Genomic DNA, 25442 nt, shown 5'->3' on the forward strand with positions numbered 1-25442 from the left:
ATTATTTTCGAAATAGAGGTGCAATGTCGTTCCTTCCAGTGTCGTACCTGTCCTCAAGGTTGATCTCCTGAAGCCAAGAGCTGCCTGGTGGAATTTCATGAGCGACAACGAAGGCGTCGAGCGGGTCCACGGACCGGACTTTCCCGCGATCGTAGAACTCCATAGCATCGACCCTGTTTTCTTCCTCGAATTTTTCCATCCTTTCCTCTATCTGGCGATTCAGGGACACCTCGTATTGGGTTTCCGTAGCGCTCGCCACCCCTTCCACCACAGCGGGAACCGCGAAAGCAACCGCTGCAGAAGTGGTAGGGCCTCCAAAAGGAAGAGTCAGAAGTCCGGCACCCAAGCCGATTCCCTGGCTGACGGCAAATTTTTCCCACTCCGCAGCCTCGGTCAATTTGCGCTCCGCCTCCTCCTTGTTGTCCTCATATGTGTTCAGGATGTCCAAGGTTCGCGCACCGTCAATCACTCCGTTGAACTTGGATCCTGATTCGAGGATAAGTTTCGCCTCATCATTGGGCCCGGGTTGCACTCTCATCAGGGATGCGACGTACTCCTGTTGAGCTGATGCAAGTATTTCGTATCCACCTTCGACTCTTCCGGCAGAAGCGAGGAACCTTTCGGCAGTGCTGGCATTTACACTGAAGTGGCCGCCCCCTTCTTTATGGCGGAAGGCGGAGTTCCTTGCCTCTTCTGTGTAATCCGCTTCCCCGAAATCAGAGACTGCCCAATTCAGGTCGTCGATGTAGCCAGCCCCCATCCTTGCCAAACTGTCTCCCACTCCGGGCCTGTCGGAGGCGAAACTCACGTCCGTGCTGACAAGTGCGACAACTTGACTCATGACGTTTGCCGTCGCCTCGTCGCGCTTCAGGCCAAGATCGGGGCGATCGTACGGGAAACCGAGGGTCGCTGACTCCAGGGCGTGCCCAAGTTCATCGTACCCGTACCCTTTTTGGGCTTCTTCGCCCGTAGTCGGGTCTTGGAGCCATTCACGTTCACGCATCAGGTAATCGAGGAACGGGCTGAGGTTGTTCTCATGGTTCCCGTTTACAGCCCAGGGCACTGAGTTGAACATCGCCTTGGAAGCTTCCGGGTTGTGGCCGAGGGCCTCCAGGTAACCGGACATGGGGTCGTTTCCTTCATCGGACCCAAAATTGAGGCGGGCTTTGTGGTCATCGACATGCCAAAGATCTTCGAGGTCGCCCTTGTGCTCCTTCTCGAAGTAGTAGAGCTCAGTGCCGTACTCTTTGAGAAATTCTGTTTCGTACTCGCCGTGGCGCATCAAGCTGCTCATGATGGAAAAACCGTAGGACCCCTGGCTCGGGAGGTTCGCCGTCGCGCCCGAGTGGGTGAAATAGATGCGTTCTTTCCCGAGTTCGACCATTTTCTCCTTCCACTCCTGCATGGCTTCGCTCTGGGAATGCGAGGCGGTGGCGAGAGTGTGGGAAAGAGATTTTTGGATGCCCGCCAGGGTTTTTTCTGCTGCGCTGCTGGACGGACGGGCGTCGGCGATGCCCTGCCAGAAGCGCAGAGTGCCCTCGGGGCCCGTTTTGACGGCGAACCGTTCGGCGAAGTAGGGGTCGCCTTCGTGCTTCCGGGCCAGGCGGTTGAACTGTTCGAGCTGTTCGTCGGTGATGCCGGGACCGAGAGAGGTGAGCTTGACGAGTGTGTCGGCGTCCTTGCGGGCCCGGCCCTGTCCCTGCTGGGCCTCCCGGATGCTGCGGAACATGTCGGGGTGGAAGCCGGGGGAGCGTCCGTTGGGGTCCTGGGAGAGCGCCCAGTGAAGTGCGGTGTCCGCCTCGGTGGCGTCATCGAGGGCCGCTTTGATGCGGTCGTTGTACCCGCGGATCACGTCCTCGTAGGCCTGCTTGAGGACGGCGAGCCGCTCGGGCTTCTTCTTGTCGTCCGGGTCCAGGTATACGAGCCCGGCGGAGGAGAGCTTGAGGTTCCTGTCCTCGGAGACCTCGTCGGTGACGTTCCGGAGTCGTTTCTGGGCGGAGCGGAAGCTTTCCAGAGCGCTGTCGAGCAGCCGGTGGACGTCACCGGCCTCCTCCGCGGCGTTCCCCATCTGCTTCTGCACTTGATCGAACTTCTTGAACGCGGCCTTCGCCGCCTCCCCCTCCCAGTCGGAAGCGAGTAGGGCACCGGACACCTCGGTCTTGAAGGATGTGGCGATGGTGGTGAACTTGCCAGGCAGGTTCCGCCACTTGGCCACAGCCTCCGACAGCGGTGTGAGGTCAGCCTCCTTGACCGTGCTGTAGCTCAGTGTCACTTGTCCGAACCCTTCCCGTCCTCCATCTTGAGACCGTCGATCACCTTGGCCCGGTCGCCGTCCTCCTGCTGGAGTTCGCCGGCCGCGGCGCGCAGGGGCTTGGCCACTCCGCTGTCCAGCAGTCCCTGGAGATACTTCATCTGTTCCTCCCAGCGTTCCTGGAAGGTGGTGAACGCGGTGGCGGACTTGAAGCCCTTGAGCCCGCCGGGAACTTCCTTGGTCTTCTCGATGACTGCGTTGTCCGCGTCGGCGAAGTTGCCGCGGATGGTGTCGGTCCTGCCCGCGCGTTTGGTGAGCTCGTTCGGGGTGACGTGGAGGAGCTTGGTCGTGCCGCCACCGCCCTCGTCCCCGTCGAGTGTGTTGAGGCGGGTGCGGGTCGCCTGCTCGCGCGTGGCCTTGGCCACGAGCTGGTCCCACTCTTCGTCGAACGACATGGTGCTTCCTCTGGTCACAGTGCGGACACTTGTGAGTGCCCTGTGTACCGGTCCTGCTGATGGTGAGGCAAAGGATTCGGACACAGCCTGTGTCGAGGAGGGGGCCCAGAAGGCATGTTCGCCCCGTGATGTGCCTCGTCGCGTGACCTGACGGTGCGGCCGGCACCACCGGGGCCGGGGCGGGGGGAATGCCTGGGGTTTCAGGGCGCCGTCTGTCGGTTCCGACGGCGTGTCCCGGGACGGCAGTGTGCTGTGGGGTGCGTGGGGGCACAGGCGTCGCCCGTTCCGGGAACGGTATGGGGGCGTTGTTCGTCCTGCGGCCGGAAGACCGAGCCCTGTGCGGCAGGAGGGAAGTGGGGCCGCGAAGGCGGGGTTGGACAATCGGCCCCCGGCAGCCTGTGCGCAGGGCGGGTGCGGTGTCTGCCGAGTGCCTCGGCGGTCACTTCGGCGGGGAAGCGGGCCAGGGTGGGCGTCGGCTCACGGCGTGGTTCCGGGGAGGGCCCGGTCGACGGGAATGACGGTCGGCCACGGCCGGGTGGTTTTCCGAGGCGCCGGAATGGAGCCGATGCGTACACGGGTGGTGCCGTGTCAGCCGCCGGTGCGGTGCAGGACGCGCTGGAGGCCCGCGGCAATCAGTCCCAGCGCCGCACCCAGCAGGGAGTTGAAGAACAGTATGCCGATCATCCCGGGCACCGGGGGGACTTCGGCGTCCTCCAGGAACGGCTGCAGCGCCAGGTTCAGGAGGAGTGCGAGCACTCCGTAGGCCACTCCGGCGAACAGGAGGGTCGGTACCGGCCGGGGGACGCGCAGCGCCGCCGCGGCGCCCACCCAGATCACGGCGATCAGCACCGTGAGCAGGACGGGACCCACCGGTTTCTCCAACGGCCCGGAATCGTAGGCACCGGCGATGCTGAGTACCGGCCGGATGAGCGCGAAGGCGCCCAGGGCGACGATCAGCACCCAGGGTAACTGCCGCAGGGAACCTCGGCGCGTGTCCGTCGTGGACATCGGATGCTCCTTCCCGGTGCTCGGTCGTGTGCCGCTGGACCGTCATACAAATCAGGCTGTCTACATGTAGGAAGCCTACGCTAGCACATTATGTAGATTGGCTACATGAAGCCTGATGCGGTGAGAGGGCATCTCGATGCCCTGATCCTGGCGACGCTGGAGAAGGGAGCCCTGCACGGCTACGCCGTGATGCAGGCGCTCCGGGAGAGCAGCGGGGGAGCGCTGGAACTGCCCACCGGGTCGCTCTATCCCGCACTGCGCCGGCTGGAGCGGGCCGGATACGTGCGGAGTGAGTGGCGAATGGTCGGCGGACGCCGACGTCGCACCTACGAGCTGACCGCGGCGGGCAGGCGCGCTCTGGACACCGAGCGCTCGGAATGGCGGGACTTCGCCGCCGTGGTCGAGGGCGTGTTGCGCCCCGGTACGGCCTCCAGCTGACCCGGCCGGCTGGTCAGGCCGCGCTCAGGCAGCGGCGGCCGGCCACCCCGATACCGGCCAGTGGAATGCCCAGCACCACCAGGGTGCTCGGCAGCCCGGTGGGGCTCAGCGGTGAGTGCGTGGCCGGGTCGGACAGGGTGAGCAGCAGCCCCAGCACCGCGAAGACGGCGCAGACGGTGAAGGCGAAGATCCCGGTGACGCGGGCGACCAGGCGCGGGGAGCCCAGACGGCGCACTCCCGTGCCCGTCGCGAAGAGCACCGCCAGTCCCAGGGCGATGGTGATGCCGCCGGACCAGCGGGCCGCCGCGTCGACCAGTTCGTAGCCGCGGCCGCCGTGCCCGCCGGGGGCGTCTTTGGTGAGGGTCTGCATCACCCGCCATGCCACGGGCTGAGTCAGCATCACCGCGCAGATGAGTATCGCGGTGCGCCGGCCCTGGGCGAGACCCAGTTCGGCCTGGTAGTCCGGGGCGACCACGTGTACGGGACCGAAGTCCGCGACGGCCTGCCGCTCGGCGCTCTCCCGATTCAGACCGGAGTCCTCGTAAGCATCCGCCGCGTCGATCAGCCCGTCGCGAGCTTCGGCGAGCAGGTCGGCCTTGGCCGTTCGCGGGCCGCGCAGCGTCCGGCTCAGCTCGGTGACGTACCGGTCGATCACCCGTCCCCCCGGACAGTTCCTGAGCCCGCGCGGTCGTGTAAGCCCCGCCCAGTGTAGGCGCCGGAGGGGACGGCCGGGAGGAAGGATCCCCGGGATGTCCTTGACTCTCCCCGGCTGTTCCTGCAGGGGCGCCGGAGGGTTCGCACGCCCGGGGGCCGTCCTGCCGGAGGCGCGCTGTCCGTACGGAAGGAAGCGGCCGGGGAGCCGGGGAGCCGGGGCGGGGGCAGGGGGGTGGGACTGGGAGGATGGGCACATGACGCGCGCATCCCTGGACAAGCAGCCCAACGAAGTCGCCGCGATGTTCGACAAGGTGGCGGCCCGGTACGACATCACCAACGACGTGCTGTCCCTCGGACAGGCCCGGCTGTGGCGGCGCGAGGTCGCCCGTGCGGTGGACGCGCGGCCGGGGGAGCGGGTGCTGGACCTGGCGGCCGGGACGGGCACGTCGTCGGTGCCGTTCGCGACCGCCGGGGCGTACACCGTGCCGTGCGACTTCTCCCTCGGGATGCTGCGGGAGGGCAAGAGGCGCGAGCCGTGGATGCCGTTCACGGCCGGGGACGCGACCCGGCTGCCGTTCGCCGACGACGCGTTCGACGCCGTCACCATCTCCTTCGGGCTGCGCAACATCCGCGACACCGACGCCGCGCTGCGCGAGATGCTGCGGGTGACCAGGCCCGGCGGGCGGGTGGTGATCTGCGAGTTCAGCCACCCCACCTGGGCGCCGCTGCGCACCGTCTACACCGAGTACCTGATGCGGGCCCTGCCGCCCGTGGCGGAGGCCGTGTCCAGCAACCCGGACGCCTACGTCTACCTCGCCGAGTCCATCCGCACCTGGCCCGACCAGCCCGGCCTGGCCCGCAGGCTCCAGGACGCGGGGTGGGAGAAGGTCGCCTGGCGCGATCTGACGGGCGGGATCGTCGCCCTGCACCGGGGGTTCGCGCCGTAGGACCGGGAACGGGGCAGGGCGGGACGGGACGGACCGGGCGCGCGGGGCGATCGTCGGCACGGGAGCGGGAGTTCGCCCGCGCATCCCTGTTCCCGGCGGGCCGAAGGCCCCTGCATAGACTGCATCCGTCCAGTGCCCGGCGCGACCGGCACGTTGAATACCGAGTCTTGCGGGAGTCCGTCGTGACCGAGTCCCCCTCGAAGGCAGCCTCCGAGCACAGCGCCGATGTGATCGTGGTCGGCGCCGGCCCCGCCGGATCCACCACCGCCTACCACCTGGCCCGTTCCGGGCTCGACGTCCTGCTGCTGGAGAAGACGGCCTTCCCCCGGGAGAAGGTCTGCGGCGACGGGCTGACCCCGCGCGCGGTCAAGCAGCTCGTGGCGATGGGCGTCGACGTCTCCGAGGAGGCGGGCTGGCTGCGCAACAAGGGCCTGCGGATCATCGCCGGCGGCACCCGGCTCCAGCTCGACTGGCCGGAGCTGGCGAGCTACCCGGACTACGGACTGGTCCGCAGGCGCGACGACTTCGACGAGCAGCTCGCCCGGCAGGCCGAGAAGGCCGGGGCGCGGCTGTATGAGCGGTGCAACGTCGGTGCGCCGATCACCGACGGGCGCACCGGCCGGATCACCGGTGTCGAGGCGAAGCTGGGCGAGGAGAGGACGCCGGTCTCCTTCCGTGCCCCGCTGGTGGTCGCCGCGGACGGCAACTCCACGCGGCTGTCGCTGGCGATGGGCCTGCACCGGCGCGAGGACCGTCCGATGGGCGTGGCCGTGCGCACGTACTTCACCTCGCCGCGCCACGACGACGACTACCTGGAGTCCTGGCTGGAGCTGTGGGACCGGCGGGGGGCGGAGGACCGGCTGCTGCCCGGCTACGGCTGGGTCTTCGGGATGGGCGACGGCACCTCCAACGTGGGTCTGGGCGTGCTCAACACCTCCTCGTCCTTCAAGGAGCTGGACTGGCGCGAGGTGCTCAAGGCGTGGTGCGCCTCGATGCCCGAGGAGTGGGGGTACACGCCCGAGAACATGACCGGCCCGATCCGCGGCGCGGCCCTGCCGATGGCCTTCAACCGGCAGCCGCACTACACGCGGGGGCTGCTGCTGGTCGGTGACGCGGGCGGCATGGTCAACCCGTTCAACGGCGAGGGCATCGCGTACGCCATGGAGTCCGGGCAGATCGCGGCCGACGTCATCGTCCAGGCCCACGCCCGGCAGAGCCCGGCCCAGCGCGAGCTGGTGCTGCGGCGCTACCCGAGGATCCTCAAGGACACCTACGGCGGCTACTACACGCTGGGCCGCGCCTTCGTGAAGCTGATCGGCAACCCCAAGGTCATGAAGATCGCGGCCGAGCGCGGTCTGACCCACCCGGTGCTGATGCGCTTCACGCTGAAGCTGCTGGCGAACCTGACGGACCCGACGGGCGGCGACGCGATGGACCGCATCATCAACGGGCTGACGAAGGTCGCCCCGCGCGCGTAGCGCGCAGGCGAGCGGGAGCGGGTGAAGGGCCGTCCGGGAGACCGGACGGCCCTTCACCGTGTGCGCGTACGTGCCGTACGCGCGCCGCGCGGCGTCAGAGCACGCGCACCGCGCCCGTCGGCATGTCGTAGCTCATGTCGCGCTCGACGACGCCGGTGGAGGGGTTCTGGGCGCCGATGAAGCGGCCGTTCCCGATGTAGACGGCGACGTGGTACGCGTTGCCGGCGCTGCCCCAGTAGAGGATGTCGCCCGGCCGCACGTTGCTCAGGGAGACCTGGGTGCCCGCCGTGGACTGCGGCTGCGAGGTCCGCGGGAGGCTGATCCCGATCTGGCGGAAGGCGGCCTGGGTGAGGCTGGAGCAGTCGTAGGCGCTCGGGCCGGTGGCGCCCATGACGTACGCCTTGCCGACCTGCGCGCGCAGGAAGTTCACCAGGGTCGCCGCGTTGCCGCTGCCGGCCGGTGCGGATGCGGCGGGCGCGGCGGATGTGGCGGGTGCGGTGTTCTCGGCGGGGGCGGCGCCGAGAGAGGTGCGCCGGGAGTCGCGCGCCGCGCGCTCCCGGGCGGCGCGCTCGCGCTCGGCCTCGGCGGCCTCCGCCGCCCTGCGCTCGGCCTCGGCCTTCTTCTTCTCGGCCAGTTCTCCGGCCCGGTCCATGGCCTGCTCGGCGGCCAGGGTCCGCGCGGCCTCGGTCTCGTACCGGGTCGCGACCGTCCGGTTGGCGTCGGCGGCCCGCAGGGCGCCGGTGGCCGCGTCGGGGACGATCACGGGCATCTCGGCGGTGTCGGCGGCCGTCTTCCGCTCCTCGGCGGAGGCGGGGGCGGCCGCGGCGGTCACCGCGAGAGTGCTGAGGACACCACCGGCAACACCTGTGCGCAGCAGGGGGTTCCTGCCGGCTCGACGGGGTTTCCGGTGGCTGGGTATGTGGGCGGTCTGGGACATGTCACCACGGCTATCAGCCGTGGGAGGTTCCGTTCAACAAAGGTGTGTTACGCCACACTCGGCGTGTACGCGACCACTTTGACCGGAGCGGGGCGCTCCGGGGGGCTCTCCCGGAAGTCGATCATTGCCCCGTTAAGGGGCCGTGACCATGACATTGTCCGATTGATCCACTTCGCTCCGCGTGCCTAGCACGGGCGGTCGTCCCCGCGCAAAGAGGTGCACGCGCCGCGAGGGGTGGGCGTGGTGGAGGTCACAGATTGAGCACGGATTCACGATCTTGCCGTGCCGGCGTTCCGGAGGGGGCGCGAAGGCGGATCCGGAGTCGGGCCCGGAGCCGGCCCCGGCTCCCGCCGAGGCTCCCTTCCGCGCCATTTAGCGAGTCCGGATGTCCAGGGCAAATTTGCCTGTATTGAACATCGTTTGGTAAGGCGCACCCCTCCGACCAGCGAAAACGCTTCGGATTGTCACGTGTGGTGATCAGTCGGCCGCTTCACGTGCGAAGGTCGCCGTCCATCCGGCTTCATGATCATTCGTCAGGTGGTGGAGATCACAAACTTGTTGCCGCACCCCGTGTCGCAGATCACAGAAGGACGGGCATAGGATGCAGTCGACTCGGGCTTGTGAACTGCCTCACATACACACGATCTTCGTGAACGGAACACCGGTCCGAAAACGGCCCGCAACGGCCCGCCGGCAGCGTCGTCGACTGGAAGGAGCGAGGAGCGGTGAACGTCTACGCGCCCATCCTCGTACTGGGAGCGCTCGGGGCAGCCTTCGCTGTCTTCTCCGTGGTCATGGCCTCGATCGTCGGCCCCAAGCGCTACAACAGGGCCAAGCTCGAGGCATACGAGTGCGGCATCGAGCCCACCCCACAGGCAGCGGGGGGCGGGCGCTTCCCGATCAAGTACTACCTGACGGCGATGCTCTTCATCGTCTTCGACATCGAGATCGTCTTCCTCTACCCCTGGGCCGTCACCTTCGACGCCCTGGGGCTGTTCGGGCTCGTGGAGATGCTGCTCTTCGTGCTCACCGTCTTCGTCGCCTACGCCTACGTCTGGCGTCGCGGCGGCCTGGAATGGGACTAGGGGCGTACACATGGGTATCGAAGAGAAACTGCCGAGCGGCTTCCTGCTGACCACCGTCGAGCAGGCCGCGGGCTGGGTGCGCAAGTCGTCGGTCTTCCCGGCGACCTTCGGACTGGCCTGCTGCGCCATCGAGATGATGACCACCGGCGCCGGCCGCTACGACCTCGCCCGCTTCGGGATGGAGGTCTTCCGCGGCTCGCCGAGGCAGGCGGACCTGATGATCGTGGCCGGCCGGGTCAGCCAGAAGATGGCGCCGGTCCTGCGGCAGGTCTACGACCAGATGCCGAACCCCAAGTGGGTCATCTCCATGGGCGTGTGCGCCTCCTCGGGCGGCATGTTCAACAACTACGCGATCGTGCAGGGCGTCGACCACATCGTGCCGGTCGACATCTACCTGCCCGGCTGCCCGCCGCGCCCCGAGATGCTGCTGGACGCGATCCTCAAGCTCCACCAGAAGATCCAGGGCGAGAAGCTCGGGGTCAACCGGGAGCAGGCCGCCCGCGAGGCGGAGGAGGCGGCACTCAAGGCGCTTCCGACGATCGAGATGAAGGGGCTGCTCCGATGAGCGAGGCACAGGACAACGGCAACGGCGCCGTCCCGTCGCCGCGCGGTGGGACGGGCGAGGTGATCGACGTCCGCCGGGGCATGTTCGGCGCCAAGGAGGGCGGCGACACCTCCGGCTACGGCGGGCTGGTGCGCACCGTCCGGCTGCCGGGCGCCTCGGGCAGGCCGTACGGCGGCTGGTTCGACGAGGTGGCCGACGAACTGGAGGGCGCGCTCGAGGAGCAGGGCCTGGTGCCGGAGGAGGTGATCGAGAAGACGGTCGTGGACCGCGGCGAGATCACCTTCCACATCGCCCGCGACCACCTGCCGGTGGTGGCCCGCGTCCTGCGCGACGACCCCGCGCTCCGCTTCGAGATGTGCACCGGCGTCAGCGGCGTCCACTTCCCCGGCGAGTCCGGACGCGAACTGCACGCCGTCTACCACCTGCGCTCGATCACCCACAACCGGCTGATCCGGCTGGAGGTGAGCGTGCCCGACGGCGATCCGCACATCCCGTCGATCGTCTCGGTCTACCCGGCCAACGACTGGCACGAGCGCGAGGCGTACGACTTCTTCGGCATCGTCTTCGACGGCCATCCCGCGCTCACGCGGATCATGATGCCCGACGACTGGCAGGGCTTCCCGCAGCGCAAGGACTACCCCCTCGGCGGCATCCCCGTCGAGTACAAGGGCGCCCAGATCCCGGCTCCCGACCAGCGGAGGTCGTACAGCTGATGAGCACCTCGCACGCATCCCCGCACGCGACGGACCCCACCGCCTCGCAGGCGAGCGCCCGCGAGACCACCGAGGGCACCGTCTACACCGTCACCGGCGGCGACTGGGACGAGGTCGCCACCGCCGCGGCCAGGGGCGACGACGAGAAGATCATCGTCAACATGGGCCCGCAGCACCCGTCCACGCACGGCGTGCTCCGGCTCATCCTGGAGATCGACGGCGAGACGGTCACCGAGGCCCGCTGCGGCATCGGCTACCTGCACACCGGTATCGAGAAGAACCTCGAGTACCGCACCTGGACGCAGGGCACGACCTTCGTGACGCGCATGGACTACCTCACGCCGTTCTTCAACGAGACGGCGTACTGCCTGGCGGTGGAGAGGCTGCTGGGCATCGAGGACCAGGTGCCCGACCGCGCCAGCGTCATCCGCGTGATGATGATGGAGCTCAACCGGATCTCCTCCCACCTGGTGGCCATCGCCACCGGCGGCATGGAGCTGGGCGCCACCACGGTGATGATCTACGGCTTCCGGGACCGCGAACTGGTCCTGGACCTCTTCGAGCTCATCACCGGCCTGCGGATGAACCACGCCTACATCCGGCCCGGCGGGCTCGCCCAGGACCTGCCGGCCGGCGCGGTGGACCAGGTCCGCGAGTTCGTCAAGAAGATGCGGAAGAACCTGCCGGAGTACGACAAGCTCTGCACCGGCAACCCCGTCTTCAAGGCGCGTCTGCAGGACGTCGGCTACCTGGACCTGTCCGGCTGCATGGCGCTCGGCGCCACCGGCCCCATCCTGCGCTCCACCGGACTCCCGCACGACCTGCGCAAGGCCCAGCCGTACTGCGGCTACGAGACGTACGACTTCGACGTCCCGACCGACACCACCTGCGACTCCTACGGCCGCTTCCTGATCCGGCTGGAGGAGATGCGCCAGTCGCTGCGCATCGTCGAGCAGTGCCTGGACCGGCTGGAGCCCGGCCCGGTGATGGTCGGCGACAAGAAGATCGCCTGGCCCGCGCAGCTCGCGCTCGGCCCGGACGGGCTCGGCAACTCGCTGGACCACATCAGGAACATCATGGGCACCTCGATGGAGGCCCTCATCCACCACTTCAAGCTGGTGACCGAGGGCTTCCGGGTACCGCCGGGCCAGGCGTACGCCGCGGTGGAGTCCGCCAAGGGCGAGCTGGGCGTGCACGTGGTCAGCGACGGCGGCACCCGCCCGTTCCGGGTCCACTTCCGGGACCCGTCCTTCACCAACCTGCAGAGCATGGCGGCGATGTGCGAGGGCGGCCAGGTCGCCGACGTCATCGTCGCCGTCGCGTCCATCGACCCCGTGATGGGAGGCGTCGACCGGTGACAGACGTATCGCTCGGGATGCCCCAGCTCCCCGCTCCCGACTACCCGGCCGACGTCCGCGCCCGGCTGGAGGCGGACGCGAGGGAGATCATCGCCCGCTACCCCGGCAGCCGCTCCGCGCTGCTGCCGATGCTGCACCTGGTGCAGTCCGAGGAGGGGCACGTCACCCCCACCGGGCTGCGGTTCTGCGCCGAGCTGCTCGACCTGACCACGGCCGAGGTCACGGCGGTGGCCACCTTCTACACCATGTACCGGCGCAAGCCCTCGGGCGACTACCAGGTGGGGGTGTGCACCAACACCCTGTGCGCGGTGATGGGCGGCGACGCCATCTTCGAGTCGCTCCAGGAACACCTCGGCGTCGGCAACGACGAGACCACCGAGGACGGCAAGGTGACGCTGGAGCACATCGAGTGCAACGCGGCCTGCGACTTCGCCCCCGTGGTGATGGTCAACTGGGAGTTCTTCGACAACCAGACGCCCGAGAGCGCCAGGAAGCTCGTGGACGACCTGCGCGCCGGGCGCGAGGTGCGGCCCACCCGCGGCGCCCCGCTGTGCACCTTCAAGGAGACCGCCCGCATCCTCGCCGGATTCCCCGACGAGCGGCCCGGCGCCGTCGAGGCGAGCGGCAGCGCGGGGGAGGCCTCGCTGGCCGGACTGAAGCTGGCCAAGGGCGAGAAGGCCGGGCCGAGGGTGGTCTCGCCGCGCGGCGGGGAGGGGCCCGCGTCGGCCGGGCAGCCCGTCACCGAGACCGGCGAGGCGCCCCAGCCCCACCCCAGCTCCCACGACGCGCCACGCAAGACGGCCGCCTCCGACCCCGACAACCCGGCCGGCCCGGTGGCGAAGGAGGGCAAGTGATGACCGCCGAATCAGCGGAGAAGCTGCTGGCCCCGGTGCTCTCGGCCTTCTGGGACGACCCGACGTCCTGGACGCTGGACACCTACCGGGCGCACGAGGGCTACGAGGGCCTGCGCAAGGCCCTGGCGATGGAACCCGACGACGTCATCGCCTACGTCAAGGACTCCGGTCTGCGCGGCCGCGGCGGCGCGGGCTTCCCCACCGGCATGAAGTGGCAGTTCATTCCCCAGGGCGACGGCAAGCCGCACTACCTGGTGGTCAACGCCGACGAGTCCGAGCCGGGCACCTGCAAGGACATCCCCCTGCTCTTCGCCAACCCGCACGCGCTGATCGAGGGCATCGTGATCGCCTGCCACGCGATCCGTTCCAACCACGCCTTCATCTACCTGCGCGGCGAGGTCGTCCCCGTGCTGCGGCGCCTGCACACCGCAGTGCGCCAGGCCTACGAGGCCGGCTACCTCGGCAAGGACGTCCTCGGCTCCGGCCTGGACGTGGACATCACCGTGCACGCGGGCGCCGGCGCGTACATCTGCGGCGAGGAGACCGCCCTGCTGGACTCTCTGGAGGGCCGGCGCGGCCAGCCCAGGCTGCGCCCCCCCTTCCCGGCCGTCGCGGGCCTGTACGCGTGCCCCACCGTCGTCAACAACGTCGAGTCCATCGCCTCGGTTCCCGCGATCATGAACCGGGGCAAGGAGTGGTTCCGCACGATGGGCAGCGAGAAGTCCCCGGGCTTCACGCTGTACTCCCTCAGCGGCCACGTCGCCGCCCCCGGCCAGTACGAGGCGCCGCTGGGCATCACGCTGCGCCAGCTGCTGGAGATGAGCGGCGGCATGCGCCCCGGCCACCGGCTGAAGTTCTGGACCCCGGGCGGCTCCTCGACCCCGCTGCTGACCGACGAGCACCTCGACGTACCCCTGGACTACGAGGGCGTCGGCGCCGCGGGCTCGATGCTGGGCACCAAGGCGCTCCAGTGCTTCGACGAGACCACCTGCGTGGTCCGCGCGGTGACCCGCTGGACGGAGTTCTACGCCCACGAGTCCTGCGGCAAGTGCACCCCCTGCCGCGAGGGCACGTACTGGCTCGTCCAGCTCATGCGCGACATCGAGGCAGGCAAGGCGGCCATGTCCGACCTCGACAAGATCGCCGACATCGCCGACAACATCAACGGCAAGGCCTTCTGCGCCCTCGGCGACGGCGCCGCCAGCCCGATCTTCTCCTCCCTGAAGTACTTCCGCGAGGAGTACGAACAGCACGTCACCGGGCGGGGCTGCCCCTTCGACCCGGCCAAGTCGACCCTGTGGGCCGACGACAGGACCGCACACCTGGAGGTGAACGCGTGACCGTCACCACCGACGCCAAGGCCTCCGGAGGCGGAGAGGCCGAGCCGCCCAAGGCTCCCGAGGACGCGGTGACGCTGACGATCGACGGCATCGAGGTCAGCGTGCCCAAGGGCACCCTGGTCATCCGTGCCGCCGAACTGATCGGCATCGAGATCCCGCGTTTCTGTGACCACCCCCTGCTGGACCCGGCCGGGGCCTGCCGCCAGTGCATCGTCGAGGTCGAGGGCCAGCGCAAGCCCATGGCCTCCTGCACGATCACCTGCACCGACGGCATGGTCGTCAGGACGCACCTGACCTCACCGGTGGCCGAGAAGGCCCAGCGGGGCGTGATGGAGCTGCTGCTCATCAACCACCCGCTGGACTGCCCGGTCTGCGACAAGGGCGGCGAGTGCCCGCTGCAGAACCAGGCCATGTCCCACGGGCAGGCCGACAGCCGCTTCGACGGCCGCAAGCGCACCTTCGCCAAGCCCGTGCCGCTGTCGACGCAGGTGCTGCTGGACCGCGAGCGCTGCGTGCTGTGCGCCCGCTGCACCCGCTTCTCCAACCAGATCGCGGGCGACCCGATGATCGAGATGCTGGAGCGCGGCGCCCTGCAGCAGGTCGGCACCGGTGAGGGACCGCCCTTCGAGTCCTACTTCTCCGGCAACACCATCCAGATCTGCCCGGTCGGCGCGCTCACCTCGGCCGCCTACCGGTTCCGTTCCCGCCCCTTCGACCTGATCTCCTCGCCGAGCGTGTGCGAGCACTGCTCCACGGGCTGCGCCACCCGCACCGACCACCGGCGCGGCAAGGTCATGCGGCGGCTGGCCGCCGACGACCCGGAGGTCAACGAGGAGTGGATCTGCGACAAGGGCCGCTTCGCCTTCCGCTACGCCCAGCAGCGCGACAGGCTCACCCACCCGCTGCTGCGCAACGCCGAAACCGGTGAGCTGGAGCCCGCGAGCTGGCCCGAGGCGCTGGACGCCGCGGCCAGGGGACTGGCGGCGGCCCGCGGCCGTACCGGCGTCCTCGCCGGCGGACGGCTGACGGTCGAGGACGCCTACGCGTACGCCAAGTTCGCGCGGGTCGCCCTCGACACCAACGACATCGACTTCCGCGCCCGCGTCCACAGCACCGAGGAGGCCGACTTCCTCGCCTCCCACGTCGCCGGACGCGGACTGGACGCCGACGGAAACGGCGTGACCCACTCCGCGCTGGAGAAGGCCCCGGCCGTGCTGCTGGTCGGCTTCGAGTCCGAGGAGGAGGCCCCGGGCGTCTTCCTGCGGCTGCGCAAGGCGTACCGCAAGCACGGGCAGCGCGTCTTCTCCCTGGCCACCCACGCCACCCGCGGGCTGGAGAAGGCCGGCGGCACCCTGCTGCCGGCCGCCCCGCACACCGAGAACGAGTGGCTGGACGCGCTGGCCGGCGGCGTCGGGCTCGACGAGACCGGGCAGAAGGCCGCCGAGGCGCTGCGTGCCGAGGGATCGGTGATCATCGCCGGGGAACGGCTGGCCGCCGTGCCCGGCGGGTTCACCGCCGCCCTGCGGACGGCCACCGCCACCGGTGCCCGCCTGGTGTGGATCCCGCGCCGGGCCGGCGAGCGGGGCGCGGTCGAGGCCGGAGCGCTCCCGACGCTGCTGCCCGGCGGACGCCCCGCCACCGACCCGGACGCCCGCGCCGAGACGGCCGCCGTCTGGGGCGTGGCGCAGCTGCCGGTCCGCTTCGGCCGCGACACCGGCCGGATCGTCGAGGCCGCCGCGAACGGCGAACTCGCGGCCCTGCTGGTCGGGGGCGTGGAGGTCGCCGACCTGCCCGACCCGGAGCTGGCCCGCAGGGCGCTGGACGAGGCCGGGTTCGTCGTCAGCCTGGAGCAGCGGCCCTCGGAGGTCACCGAGCGGGCCGACGTGGTCCTGCCCGTCGCCGCGGTCGTGGAGAAGGCCGGCTCCTTCCTCAACTGGGAGGGCCGCTCGCGGCCGTTCGAGGCCGCCATCAAGCCCGACCAGATGACCCGCCGGCTCGTCCAGTCCGACCACCGCGTGCTGCACATGCTCGCCGACGCCCTCGACGTCCACCTCGGACTGCCGGACGTACGCACCGTCCGCGCCGAGATGCGGCGCCTGGGCGTCTGGGACGGCCCCCGCGCGGACGCGCCGGAGGCCGGCACCCGGCAGGTCCCGCGGCCCGCCGCGGGCGAGGCCGTGCTCGCAGGCCACCGGCTGCTGCTCGACCGGGGTCGACTCCAGGACGGCGACGAGGCGCTGGTCGGCACCCGGCACGCCGCCGTCGCCCGGCTGTCGGCCGCCACGGCCGCCGAGGTCGAGGTCGCGGGCGGCGAGGCGCTGACCGTGACCGGCCCGGCCGGGACGGTCACCCTGCCGCTGGAGATCACCGAGATGCCCGACCGCGTGGTCTGGCTGCCGCTGAACTCCACGGGGTCCGGCGTCCCCGGCGACCTGGGCACCGTGCCCGGCCGGCTCGTGAAGCTGTCGGCGGCCACTGCGACCGCTGCGACCACCGAGACCACCGCGGCCGCCCCGGCCGCCCGGGGCCCGGAGGAGACGAAGGGGGTGGAGGCGTGATGAGCCCGTCCGTCCTGGCCACGGGAACGACGGTCCTCGCCGAGGAGGACCTGTCGATGTTCGGCACCGATCCCTGGTGGCTGATCGGCCTCAAGGCGGTGTTCTGCTTCGCCTTCCTGATGCTGACCGTGCTGATCTCCATCGTCATGGAGCGCAAGGTCGTCGCCTGGATGCAGCTGCGCGTCGGCCCCAACCGGCACGGCCCCTGGGGGATGCTCCAGTCGCTGGCCGACGGCGTCAAGCTGATGCTGAAGGAGGACGTCAACGTCAAGGCGGCCGACAAGGCCGTCTACATCCTGGCCCCCATCATCGGCGCGATCCCCGCCTTCATGGCCATCGCGGTGATCCCCTTCGGCCCGCCCGGCAACGAGGTGTCGATCTTCGGCACCCGTACCGCGATGCAGCTCACCGACCTGCCGGTGGCGATCCTGTACATCCTGGCCACTGCCTCCATCGCCGCCTACGGCACGGTGCTGGCCGGCTGGTCCTCGGGCTCCACCTACCCGCTGCTGGGCGGTGTGCGCGCCACGGCCCAGGTGATCTCCTACGAGGTCGCCATGGGCCTGAGCTTCGCGGCGGTCTTCCTCTACTCCGGGTCGATGTCCACCTCGACGATCGTCGGGGCGCAGGCCGACACCTGGTTCGCGCTGCTGCTGCCGGTGTCGTTCCTCATCTACATGGTGGCGATGGTCGGTGAGGCGCACCGCGCGCCCTTCGACATGCCCGAGTCCGAGGGCGACCTGGTCGGCGGCTTCAACACCGAGTACTCGTCGATCAAGTTCGCGTTCTTCATGCTCGCCGAGTACATCCACATGGTCACGGTCTCGGCCCTGGCGGTCACTCTCTTCCTGGGCGGCTGGCGCGCCCCGGCGCCGATCAGCACCTACTGGGAGGGCGCCAACCACGGCTGGTGGCCGCTGCTGTGGTTCGTCGTCAAGGTGAACCTGCTGCTGTTCCTCTTCGTCTGGCTGCGCGGCACGCTCCCGCGCGTGCGCTACGACCAGTTCATGAGGCTGGGGTGGAAGGTCCTCATCCCCGTCTCGCTGGCCTGGCTGATGCTGGTGGCCACCGTGCGGGCGCTGCGCAACGAGGGCTACGCCTTCGGCGACATCGTGCTCTGGGTCGCCGGCGCGGCGCTGGTGCTGCTCCTGCTGTCCTTCGTCTACGACGCCGTCCGCGCGCGCGGCGAGCGCGCCGGGGAGAAGGAGGGGGAGGAGGCCGGGAAGACGGCCGGAGACGAGACCTTCGACCCGATGGCGGGCGGCTACCCCGTACCGCCGCTGCCGGGACAGACCCTGCCGCCCGTACCGCGCCGGCGACCGCGCCGCGAGCGGGAGACCGCGGGTGTGGGGGCCGGCGCGGACGGCGAGTCCAGCGAGACCGGCAAGGCCAGGGAGGCCGACGATGCCTGAGTTCGAGAACCCGGTGGCCGGCTTCGGCGTGACCTTCAAGGCCATGTTCAAGAAGCGGCTCACCGAGCAGTACCCCGAGCAGAAGAAGCCCACCGCGCCGCGCTTCCACGGCCGGCACCAGCTCAACCGGCACCCGGACGGGCTGGAGAAGTGCGTCGGCTGCGAGCTGTGCGCCTGGGCCTGCCCGGCCGACGCGATCTACGTGGAGGGCGCGGACAACACCGACGAGGAGCGCTACTCGCCCGGTGAGCGCTACGGGCGCGTCTACCAGATCAACTACCTGCGCTGCATCCTGTGCGGCCTGTGCGTCGAGGCGTGCCCCACCCGGGCACTGACCATGACCAACGAGTACGAACTGGCCGACCGGAGCCGCGAGTCGCTCATCTACACCAAGGAGGAGCTGCTCGCCGGGCTGGAGGAGGGCATGGTCGACACCCCGCACGCGATCTTCCCGGGCATGACCGAGAAGGACTACTACCGGGGACTGGTCACCGAGGCCGCTCCGGGAACGGTCCGGCAGGAGGCCCACTCGAAGAACCCGAAGAACGAGGCTCCGCAGGCCGCCGCCGACACCTTCGGCCCCGACGAGCCGGCCTCCGAGGCGGTGAGCGAGAAGTGAACGGCACCCTGCTGGCGGCCGCCTCCGCCACCTCCACCGGCGAGGCGGTGCAGTTCTGGATCCTGGGCACCGTCGCGGTGCTGGGCGCGCTCGGGACCGTGCTGATGAAGCGGTCGGTGCACTCGGCGCTCTGCCTGGCCGGGACGATGATCGTCCTGGCCGTGTTCTACCTGGCCAACGGCGCCTACTTCCTGGGCATCGTGCAGATCGTCGTCTACACCGGCGCGGTCATGATGCTCTTCCTGTTCGTGCTGATGCTCGTCGGCGTCACCGCCGCCGACTCGCTGAAGGAGACCATCAGGGGACAGCGCTGGATGGCGGTCCTGTGCGGGCTCGGCTTCGGCATCCTGCTGGTCGGCGGCATCGGCAACGCCTCCGTCGGCACCTTCACCGGTCTGGCGGAGGCCAACGCGGGCGGAAACGTCCAGGGCCTGGCCCGGTCGATCTTCACCGACTACGTGTTCGCCTTCGAGATCACCGGCGCGCTCCTGGTCACCGCGGCCGTCGCCGCCATGGTGCTCACCCACCGCGAGCGCACCGAGCGCCGCGACACCCAGCGCGAGATGGCCGAGAAGCGCGTCCGCGAGGGCAAGCACCTCCCGCCGCTGCCCGCGCCCGGCGTGTACGCCCGGCACAACGCCGTGGACATCCCCGGCCTGCTGCCGGACGGCACGCCTTCCGAGCTCACCGTCAGCCAGACGCTGCGCTCCCGCGGCCAGGTCCGGGACGTCTCCCGCAAGTCCCTGTCCGACCTCGCGGCGCTGGAGCGGCGCACCGAGGACTACCTGGGCCGGGACGAGAGCGCCGCCCGCGGCGGCCCGGGCGAGGGCGGCGGCCGGGACGTACGCGACGCGGCGGACGTACGCAAGGACGTCTCGGACGATTCCCCGGCCGCGGACCGCGACCGTGACACAGACCGTGACGGGGACCGCGACGCAGACCGTGACAGGGAGGCCGCCAAGTGAACCCGGTCAACTACCTCTATCTGGCCGCGCTGCTGTTCACCATCGGGGCCAGCGGGGTACTGCTGCGGCGCAACGCGATCGTCGTGTTCATGAGCGTCGAGCTGATGCTGAACGCGGCCAACCTCGCGCTCGTCGCCTTCTCCCGGCTGCACGGCAACCTCGACGGCCAGATCATCGCGTTCTTCACGATGGTCGTCGCCGCCGCCGAGGTCGTGGTCGGGCTGGCGATCATCGTGACGATCTTCCGCTCCCGCCACTCGGCCTCGGTCGACGACGCCAGTCTGATGAAGCTGTAAGGGGTAGCGAACAGTGGAGACTTTGATCGGACTGCTCGTCGCGGCGCCGCTGCTGGGCGCGGCGGTGCTGCTGTGCGGCGGCCGGAGGCTGGACCGCACCGGCCACTGGATCGGCACGGCGCTGGCCGCCGCGTCCTTCCTCCTCGGCGCGGTGCTCTTCGCCGACATGCTCGGCCGCGAGGCCGAGGACCGCACCCTGAGCCAGCACGTCTTCAGCTGGATCCCGGTCGGCGGCTTCCAGGCCGACGTGGCCTTCCGGCTCGACCAGCTGTCGATGACCTTCGTCCTGCTGATCACCGGCGTGGGCACGCTCATCCACGTCTACTCGATCGGCTACATGGAGCACGACGAGCGGCGGCGCCGCTTCTTCGGCTACCTGAACCTGTTCCTCGCGGCGATGCTCCTGCTCGTCCTCGCCGACAACTACCTGCTGCTGTACGCCGGGTGGGAGGGCGTGGGCCTCGCCTCGTACCTGCTGATCGGCTTCTGGCAGCACAAGCCCAGCGCGGCGACGGCGGCGAAGAAGGCGTTCATCGTCAACCGCGTCGGCGACATCGGCCTGTCCATCGCCATCATGATCATGTTCACCACGTTCGGCACCTTCGCCTTCTCCCCGGTGCTGGAGTCGGTGGGCGGGACGAGCGAGGGCACGGCGACGGCCATCGGCCTGATGCTGCTGCTGGCGGCCTGCGGCAAGTCCGCCCAGGTGCCGCTCCAGTCCTGGCTGGGCGACGCGATGGAGGGCCCGACCCCGGTCTCCGCCCTCATCCACGCCGCCACGATGGTCACCGCCGGCGTCTACCTGATCGTCCGCTCCGGCGCGATCTTCGACGCCGCGCCCGCCGCACAGACCGCGGTGGTCACCGTCGGCGCGGTCACGCTGCTGTTCGGTGCGATCGTCGGTTGCGCCAAGGACGACATCAAGAAGGCCCTGGCGGGCTCGACGATGTCGCAGATCGGCTACATGGTGCTGGCCGCGGGCCTCGGCCCGATCGGCTACGCCTTCGCGATCATGCACCTGGTCACCCACGGCTTCTTCAAGGCCGGGCTCTTCCTCGGCGCCGGCTCGGTGATGCACGGCATGAACGACGAGGTGGACATGCGCCGCTACGGCGGCCTGCGCAAGTACATGCCCATCACCTTCGCCACCTTCGGGCTGGGCTACCTGGCGATCATCGGCTTCCCCGGTCTGTCCGGCTTCTTCTCCAAGGACAAGATCATCGAGGCGGCCTTCGCCAAGGGCGGCACCGAGGGCTGGATCCTGGGCGGCGCGGCCCTGCTGGGCGCGGCCATCACCGCGTTCTACATGACGCGCGTGATGCTGATGACGTTCTTCGGCGAGGAGCGCTGGCGCAATGCCCCCACTCCGTCGCCGAAGGAGCCGAGCGTGGAGCCGGCCGCCGAGACCGGGGGCGAGTACGAGGTGCCGCACCCGCACGAGTCCCCGAAGTCGATGACGGTCCCGATGATCGTCCTGGCCTTCGGATCGGTCTTCGCCGGCGGTCTGTTCAGCTGGGGCGAGGCGTTCGTCCACTGGCTGGAGCCGGTCGTCCCCTTCGAGCACGGCCACCCGCCGGTCAGCGCGCTCACCGTCACCGCGGCCACGGTCGTGGCCCTGCTCATCGGTGTCGGCGCCGCCTGGCTGCAGTACGGGCGCAAGCCCGTGCCCGCTCTCGCCCCGCGCGGCTCGCTCCTCACCCGGGCCGCGCGCCGCGACCTGCTCCAGGACGACTTCAACCACGTGGTACTGGTCAAGCCCGGCGAGTACCTCACCCGCGGCCTGGTCTACCTCGACCACAAGGTCGTCGACGGCGCCGTCAACGGCACCGCCGCGGCGGTCGGCGGCCTGTCCGGCCGGTCGCGGCGGATCCAGAACGGTTACGCCCGCAGTTACGCGGTCTCGATGCTCGGCGGTGCGGCGGTCCTGGTCGCCGCGACCCTGCTGATGAGGGCGGTCTGATCCCATGTCATTTCCCCTGCTGACGGCGGTGGCCGCGCTGCCCGCGATCGGCGCGGTCGCCACCGCCGCCGTACCCGCGGCCCGGCGCACCGCCGCCAAGTGGCTGGCGCTGGCCGTCTCCCTGGCCACCCTGGTCCTCGCCGCGGTCGTGGCCTTCCGCTTCGACCCCGGCGGCGACCGCTACCAACTGACCGAGTCGCACACGTGGATCGCCGACTTCGGCGTCCGCTACGAACTGGGCGTGGACGGCATCGGGGTCGCCCTGATCGCCCTGACCGCCCTGCTGATCCCGTTCGTCGTCCTGGCGGGCTGGCACGACGCCGACCCCGTGGAAGAAGAGGCGGCACCAGGCCGCCGGTGGCGGCCCACCCAGGGCTTCTTCGCGCTGATCCTGGCCGTCGAGGCGATGGTGGTCATCTCCTTCGCGGCCACGGACGTCTTCCTCTTCTACGTCTTCTTCGAGGCCATGCTCATCCCGATGTACTTCCTCATCGGGGGCTTCGGGGACCGGGCGGGCGCCCGCGACGAGGCGGAGGCGGCCAAGCAGCGCTCCTACGCGGCCGTGAAGTTCCTGCTCTACAACCTCGCCGGCGGCCTGATCATGCTGGCCGCGGTGATCGGCCTGTACGCCGTCACCGCCGACCAGCTGGGCGAGGGCACCTTCTCCCTCCGGGCGATCGTCGAGGCCCGCGCCTCCGGCGAGCTGACGATGGCACAGAACACCGAGCGGCTGCTGTTCCTCGGCTTCTTCCTCGCCTTCGCGGTCAAGGCGCCGCTGTGGCCGCTGCACACCTGGCTGCCCAACGCCATGGGCGAGTCCACCGCACCGGTCGCGGTCCTCATCACGGCGGTCGTCGACAAGGTCGGCACCTTCGCGATGCTCCGCTTCTGCCTCGGGCTCTTCCCCGAGGCCAGCGCCTGGGCCACCCCGGTGGTGCTGGTGCTGGCGCTGGTCAGCATCATCTACGGCGCCCTGCTCGCCATCGGACAGCGCGACATCAAGCGGCTGATCGCGTATGCGTCGATCTCCCACTTCGGCTTCATCATCCTGGGCATCTTCGCGATGACCAGCCAGGGCCAGGGCGGCGCGACGCTCTACATGGTCAACCACGGGATCTCCACCGCCGCCCTGATGCTGGTCGCCGGCTTCCTGATCTCGCGACGCGGCTCCCGGCTCATCGCCGACTACGGCGGGGTGCAGAAGGTCGCCCCGGTGCTGGCCGGCACCTTCCTGATCGGTGGACTCGCCACCCTGTCGCTGCCGGGGCTCGCGCCGTTCGTCAGCGAGTTCCTGGTGCTGGTGGGCACGTTCACCCGCTATCCGGCCGCCGGGATCGTCGCCACGTTCGGCATCGTCCTGGCCGCGCTGTACGTGCTGGTGCTCTACCAGCGCACCATGACCGGGCCGGTCAGGCCCGAGGTCGAGCGCATGCCCGACCTGAGGAAGCGCGAACTGGCGGTGGTGGCACCGCTGATCGCCCTGCTGGTCCTCCTCGGCGTCTTCCCCAAGCCGCTGACGGACATCGTCAACCCGGCGGTCGAGCACACCCTCTCGGACGTGCAGAAGACCGACCCCGATCCTGAGGTGGAGGCCGCCAAGTGAGCACCACCACGGAACTCACCCTGCGGGCGCAGGAGCTGATCCCCGCGCCCGACATCGAGTACGGGCAACTCGCCCCGGTGCTGATCGTCATCGGCGCCGCCGTCGTCGGCGTCCTGTTCGAGGCGTTCCTGCCGCGCCGGGCGCGGTACACCGCCCAGGCGCTGCTGGCGGGCCTGGCCCTGGCGTCGGCCTTCGCGGCCGTCGTCGGACTGGCCGCGGCCGGGAGGGCCACCACCGAGGCGGGGCTGATCGCCATGGGCGCCCTCGCCGTCGACGGACCGGCGCTCTTCCTGCAGGGCGTGATCCTGCTGGTCTCGCTGGTCGCGCTGCTCACCTTCGCCGAGCGCAGGCTCGACCCGCGGGCGCACGGCAGGCATGTGGACTCCTTCGCCGCCGAGGGCGCGGCCGTGCCCGGCGGCGAGGGCGAGAAGGCGGCGGTGCGGGCCGGGTTCACCACCACCGAGGTCTATCCGCTGCTGCTCTTCGCGGTCGGCGGCATGCTGGTCTTCCCGGCCGCCAACGACCTGCTGACGCTCTTCATCGCGCTGGAGGTCTTCTCGCTGCCGCTGTACGTGCTGTGCGCGCTGGCCCGCCGCAAGCGGCTGATGTCGCAGGAGGCCGCGCTCAAGTACTTCCTGCTGGGCGCCTTCTCCTCCGCCTTCCTGCTCTTCGGCATCGCCCTGCTGTACGGCTACGCGGGCAGCGTGAAGTACGCGGAGATCGCCTCGGTGGTCGCGGACACCAACCGAGGCACGACCGAGGCGCTCGCCGGGACGACGGGCAACGACGTACTGCTGCTCATCGGCGGCGCGCTGCTGGTGATGGGCCTGCTGTTCAAGGTCGGCGCCGTGCCGTTCCACATGTGGACGCCGGACGTCTACCAGGGCGCCCCGACCCCCGTGACCGGCTTCATGGCCGCCGCCACCAAGGTCGCCGCCTTCGGCGCCCTGCTGCGGCTGCTGTACGTCGTGCTGCCGGGGCTCACCTGGGACTGGCGGCCGGTGATGTGGGGCGTGGCGATCGTGTCGATGCTGGCCGGCGCGGTCATCGCCATCACCCAGACCGACGTCAAACGGCTGCTGGCGTACTCCTCGATCGCGCACGCGGGCTTCATCCTCGCCGGTGTGGTCGCGGCGACGCCCTCCGGCATCTCGTCGGTGCTGTTCTACCTGGCGGCCTACTCCTTCGTCACGCTCGGCGCCTTCGCCGTGGTGACGCTGGTGCGGGACGCGGGCGGCGAGGCCACGCACCTGTCCAAGTGGGCCGGTCTGGGGCGCCGCTCCCCGCTGGTGGCCGCGGTCTTCGCGGTCTTCCTGCTGGCCTTCGCGGGTATCCCGCTGACCTCCGGGTTCGCGGGCAAGTTCGCGGTATTCAAGGCGGCGGCGGAGGGCGGCGCGGGGGCGCTGGTGGTCGTGGGCGTGATCGCCTCGGCCATCGCGGCGTTCTTCTACATCCGCGTCATCGTCCTGATGTTCTTCAGCGAGCCGAAGGTGGAGGGGCCGTCGGTCGCGGTGCCGAGCCCGCTGACCACCACGGCGATCGCCGTCGGTGTGGCGGTCACCCTGGTGCTGGGCGTGGCCCCGCAGTACTTCCTGGACCTCGCCTCCCAGGCGGGGGTGTTCGCCCGCTGAGACGCCCGTACGACGGCGCATACGGCGGCCGCCCGGCATCCGTGCCGGGCGGCCGCCGTATGCGGGGCGCCGTATGCGGGGCGCCGTATGCGGGGCGCCGTATGCGGGGCGCCGTATGCGGGGCGCCGTATGCGGGGCGTTGGTGAGGGGCGTCGCATGAGGGGGCCCGCTCCTCGGGCGCGCTCACTCGGTGGGGAACTCCAGACCGCTGGGCAGGTCGCTGGGCAGGTCGCCGATCTCGGGGATCTCGGTGGAGACCTCGGGGACCTCCACCTTGGTGAAGGTGTCGGTGGTGCCCGACTCCCAGATGACGGT

Annotated in this window: 22 protein-coding genes; 17 read left to right on the forward strand and 5 right to left on the reverse strand. The window is 69.9% G+C overall.

The features are described 5' to 3' along the window. Nucleotide 1: 1 nt before the first annotated feature. The 3 genes from BM237_RS25430 to BM237_RS25440 all read right to left on the reverse strand — a co-directional run bounded on the left by BM237_RS25430 (nucleotide 2) and on the right by BM237_RS25440 (nucleotide 3714). Nucleotides 2-2272 (reverse strand): WXG100 family type VII secretion target, encoded by a 2271-nt coding sequence (locus tag BM237_RS25430; protein WP_093852073.1) that lies wholly within the window; start codon nucleotides 2270-2272, stop codon nucleotides 2-4. Further along, nucleotides 2269-2706 (reverse strand): WXG100 family type VII secretion target, encoded by a 438-nt coding sequence (locus BM237_RS25435; RefSeq protein ID WP_093852074.1) that lies wholly within the window; start codon nucleotides 2704-2706, stop codon nucleotides 2269-2271. Before BM237_RS25435 ends, BM237_RS25430 begins: the two co-directional genes overlap by 4 nt. A 588-nt stretch (nucleotides 2707-3294) precedes the next feature. Next, nucleotides 3295-3714, reverse strand: coding sequence for a hypothetical protein (locus tag BM237_RS25440; protein WP_093852075.1), 420 nt, complete (start codon nucleotides 3712-3714; stop codon nucleotides 3295-3297). Between the two features lie 105 nt (nucleotides 3715-3819). Here BM237_RS25440 and BM237_RS25445 point away from each other — a divergent pair, with 105 nt between their 5' ends. Continuing rightward, a complete protein-coding gene (locus BM237_RS25445) occupies nucleotides 3820-4152 on the forward strand; it encodes a PadR family transcriptional regulator (protein WP_093852076.1) in 333 nt (110 codons plus the stop codon). A gap of 13 nt (nucleotides 4153-4165) precedes the next feature. On the opposite strand, the gene BM237_RS25450 is transcribed toward BM237_RS25445, so the two are convergent. Next, the gene (locus BM237_RS25450) at nucleotides 4166-4807 is read right to left on the reverse strand and encodes a permease prefix domain 1-containing protein (protein ID WP_093852077.1); all 642 of its coding nucleotides are present in this window, start codon (nucleotides 4805-4807) and stop codon (nucleotides 4166-4168) included. Nucleotides 4808-5060: 253 nt separating this feature from the next. On the opposite strand from BM237_RS25450, the gene BM237_RS25455 reads away from it, so the two are divergent. Together BM237_RS25455 and BM237_RS25460 are read left to right on the forward strand one after the other, a co-directional pair. Next, nucleotides 5061-5753 (forward strand): demethylmenaquinone methyltransferase, encoded by a 693-nt coding sequence (locus tag BM237_RS25455; RefSeq protein WP_093852078.1) that lies wholly within the window; start codon nucleotides 5061-5063, stop codon nucleotides 5751-5753. A 182-nt stretch (nucleotides 5754-5935) separates the two neighbouring features. Beyond that, nucleotides 5936-7231, forward strand: a complete 1296-nt coding sequence (locus BM237_RS25460) for a geranylgeranyl reductase family protein (RefSeq protein ID WP_093852079.1) — start codon at nucleotides 5936-5938, stop codon at nucleotides 7229-7231. A gap of 94 nt (nucleotides 7232-7325) precedes the next feature. On the opposite strand, the gene BM237_RS25465 is transcribed toward BM237_RS25460, so the two are convergent. Further along, nucleotides 7326-8168, reverse strand: coding sequence for a C40 family peptidase (locus BM237_RS25465; protein WP_093852080.1), 843 nt, complete (start codon nucleotides 8166-8168; stop codon nucleotides 7326-7328). 725 nt (nucleotides 8169-8893) lie between these two features. On the opposite strand from BM237_RS25465, the gene BM237_RS25470 reads away from it, so the two are divergent. From BM237_RS25470 to nuoN, 14 genes are read left to right on the forward strand one after another with little or no spacing between them, the layout of a single operon-like run. After that, a complete protein-coding gene (locus BM237_RS25470; RefSeq protein WP_093660454.1) occupies nucleotides 8894-9253 on the forward strand; it encodes an NADH-quinone oxidoreductase subunit A in 360 nt (119 codons plus the stop codon). A gap of 10 nt (nucleotides 9254-9263) precedes the next feature. Next, nucleotides 9264-9818, forward strand: coding sequence for a NuoB/complex I 20 kDa subunit family protein (locus tag BM237_RS25475; protein ID WP_093660456.1), 555 nt, complete (start codon nucleotides 9264-9266; stop codon nucleotides 9816-9818). Then, nucleotides 9815-10531 carry an NADH-quinone oxidoreductase subunit C gene (locus BM237_RS25480; RefSeq protein WP_093852081.1) on the forward strand — a complete coding sequence of 239 codons (717 nt, stop codon included), beginning with the start codon at nucleotides 9815-9817 and terminating at the stop codon, nucleotides 10529-10531. Before BM237_RS25475 ends, BM237_RS25480 begins: the two co-directional genes overlap by 4 nt. Then, nucleotides 10531-11889, forward strand: a complete 1359-nt coding sequence (locus BM237_RS25485) for an NADH-quinone oxidoreductase subunit D (RefSeq protein WP_093852082.1) — start codon at nucleotides 10531-10533, stop codon at nucleotides 11887-11889. The genes BM237_RS25480 and BM237_RS25485 overlap by 1 nt, the downstream gene beginning before the upstream one ends. Nucleotides 11890-11906: 17 nt before the next feature. After that, the gene (gene nuoE, locus BM237_RS25490; protein ID WP_093852083.1) at nucleotides 11907-12743 is read left to right on the forward strand and encodes an NADH-quinone oxidoreductase subunit NuoE; all 837 of its coding nucleotides are present in this window, start codon (nucleotides 11907-11909) and stop codon (nucleotides 12741-12743) included. Beyond that, nucleotides 12743-14083 carry an NADH-quinone oxidoreductase subunit NuoF gene (gene nuoF, locus BM237_RS25495; protein WP_093852084.1) on the forward strand — a complete coding sequence of 447 codons (1341 nt, stop codon included), beginning with the start codon at nucleotides 12743-12745 and terminating at the stop codon, nucleotides 14081-14083. The genes nuoE and nuoF overlap by 1 nt, the downstream gene beginning before the upstream one ends. After that, nucleotides 14080-16641 carry an NADH-quinone oxidoreductase subunit G gene (locus BM237_RS25500; protein ID WP_093852085.1) on the forward strand — a complete coding sequence of 854 codons (2562 nt, stop codon included), beginning with the start codon at nucleotides 14080-14082 and terminating at the stop codon, nucleotides 16639-16641. Before nuoF ends, BM237_RS25500 begins: the two co-directional genes overlap by 4 nt. Continuing rightward, the gene (gene nuoH / locus BM237_RS25505; protein ID WP_093852086.1) at nucleotides 16641-18053 is read left to right on the forward strand and encodes an NADH-quinone oxidoreductase subunit NuoH; all 1413 of its coding nucleotides are present in this window, start codon (nucleotides 16641-16643) and stop codon (nucleotides 18051-18053) included. Before BM237_RS25500 ends, nuoH begins: the two co-directional genes overlap by 1 nt. Then, nucleotides 18046-18672, forward strand: a complete 627-nt coding sequence (gene nuoI, locus BM237_RS25510) for an NADH-quinone oxidoreductase subunit NuoI (protein ID WP_093852087.1) — start codon at nucleotides 18046-18048, stop codon at nucleotides 18670-18672. Before nuoH ends, nuoI begins: the two co-directional genes overlap by 8 nt. Next, complete coding sequence (locus BM237_RS25515) at nucleotides 18669-19637, forward strand: NADH-quinone oxidoreductase subunit J (protein WP_093852088.1); 969 nt, start codon at nucleotides 18669-18671, stop codon at nucleotides 19635-19637. The genes nuoI and BM237_RS25515 overlap by 4 nt, the downstream gene beginning before the upstream one ends. After that, nucleotides 19634-19933, forward strand: a complete 300-nt coding sequence (gene nuoK / locus BM237_RS25520) for an NADH-quinone oxidoreductase subunit NuoK (RefSeq protein ID WP_093660472.1) — start codon at nucleotides 19634-19636, stop codon at nucleotides 19931-19933. Before BM237_RS25515 ends, nuoK begins: the two co-directional genes overlap by 4 nt. A gap of 13 nt (nucleotides 19934-19946) precedes the next feature. Then, complete coding sequence (nuoL, locus tag BM237_RS25525) at nucleotides 19947-21893, forward strand: NADH-quinone oxidoreductase subunit L (protein ID WP_093852089.1); 1947 nt, start codon at nucleotides 19947-19949, stop codon at nucleotides 21891-21893. Between the two features lie 4 nt (nucleotides 21894-21897). Further along, on the forward strand, nucleotides 21898-23496 hold the full coding sequence (locus BM237_RS25530; protein WP_093852090.1) for an NADH-quinone oxidoreductase subunit M: 1599 nt from the start codon (nucleotides 21898-21900) through the stop codon (nucleotides 23494-23496). Next, on the forward strand, nucleotides 23493-25127 hold the full coding sequence (gene nuoN / locus BM237_RS25535) for an NADH-quinone oxidoreductase subunit NuoN (protein ID WP_093852091.1): 1635 nt from the start codon (nucleotides 23493-23495) through the stop codon (nucleotides 25125-25127). The genes BM237_RS25530 and nuoN overlap by 4 nt, the downstream gene beginning before the upstream one ends. Nucleotides 25128-25442: the final 315 nt, after the last annotated feature.

Source organism: Streptomyces mangrovi (genome assembly GCF_900114215.1).
GTDB classification, from domain to species: Bacteria; Actinomycetota; Actinomycetes; order Streptomycetales; family Streptomycetaceae; genus Streptomyces; species Streptomyces barkulensis.

Bases quoted from the DNA above. Each gene is read 5' to 3' on its own strand.
- BM237_RS25435 (WP_093852074.1), bottom strand. From the start codon at position 2,706: ATGTCGTTCGACGAAGAGTGGGACCAGCTCGTGGCCAAGGCCACGCGC.
- BM237_RS25440 (WP_093852075.1), bottom strand. From the start codon at position 3,714: ATGTCCACGACGGACACGCGCCGAGGTTCCCTGCGGCAGTTACCCTGG.
- BM237_RS25445 (WP_093852076.1), top strand. From the start codon at position 3,820: ATGAAGCCTGATGCGGTGAGAGGGCATCTCGATGCCCTGATCCTGGCG.
- BM237_RS25455 (WP_093852078.1), top strand. From the start codon at position 5,061: ATGACGCGCGCATCCCTGGACAAGCAGCCCAACGAAGTCGCCGCGATG.
- BM237_RS25465 (WP_093852080.1), bottom strand. From the start codon at position 8,168: ATGTCCCAGACCGCCCACATACCCAGCCACCGGAAACCCCGTCGAGCC.
- BM237_RS25475 (WP_093660456.1), top strand. From the start codon at position 9,264: ATGGGTATCGAAGAGAAACTGCCGAGCGGCTTCCTGCTGACCACCGTC.
- BM237_RS25480 (WP_093852081.1), top strand. From the start codon at position 9,815: ATGAGCGAGGCACAGGACAACGGCAACGGCGCCGTCCCGTCGCCGCGC.
- BM237_RS25485 (WP_093852082.1), top strand. From the start codon at position 10,531: ATGAGCACCTCGCACGCATCCCCGCACGCGACGGACCCCACCGCCTCG.
- nuoE (WP_093852083.1), top strand. From the start codon at position 11,907: ATGCCCCAGCTCCCCGCTCCCGACTACCCGGCCGACGTCCGCGCCCGG.
- nuoF (WP_093852084.1), top strand. From the start codon at position 12,743: ATGACCGCCGAATCAGCGGAGAAGCTGCTGGCCCCGGTGCTCTCGGCC.
- nuoH (WP_093852086.1), top strand. From the start codon at position 16,641: ATGAGCCCGTCCGTCCTGGCCACGGGAACGACGGTCCTCGCCGAGGAG.
- nuoI (WP_093852087.1), top strand. From the start codon at position 18,046: ATGCCTGAGTTCGAGAACCCGGTGGCCGGCTTCGGCGTGACCTTCAAG.
- BM237_RS25530 (WP_093852090.1), top strand. From the start codon at position 21,898: ATGTCATTTCCCCTGCTGACGGCGGTGGCCGCGCTGCCCGCGATCGGC.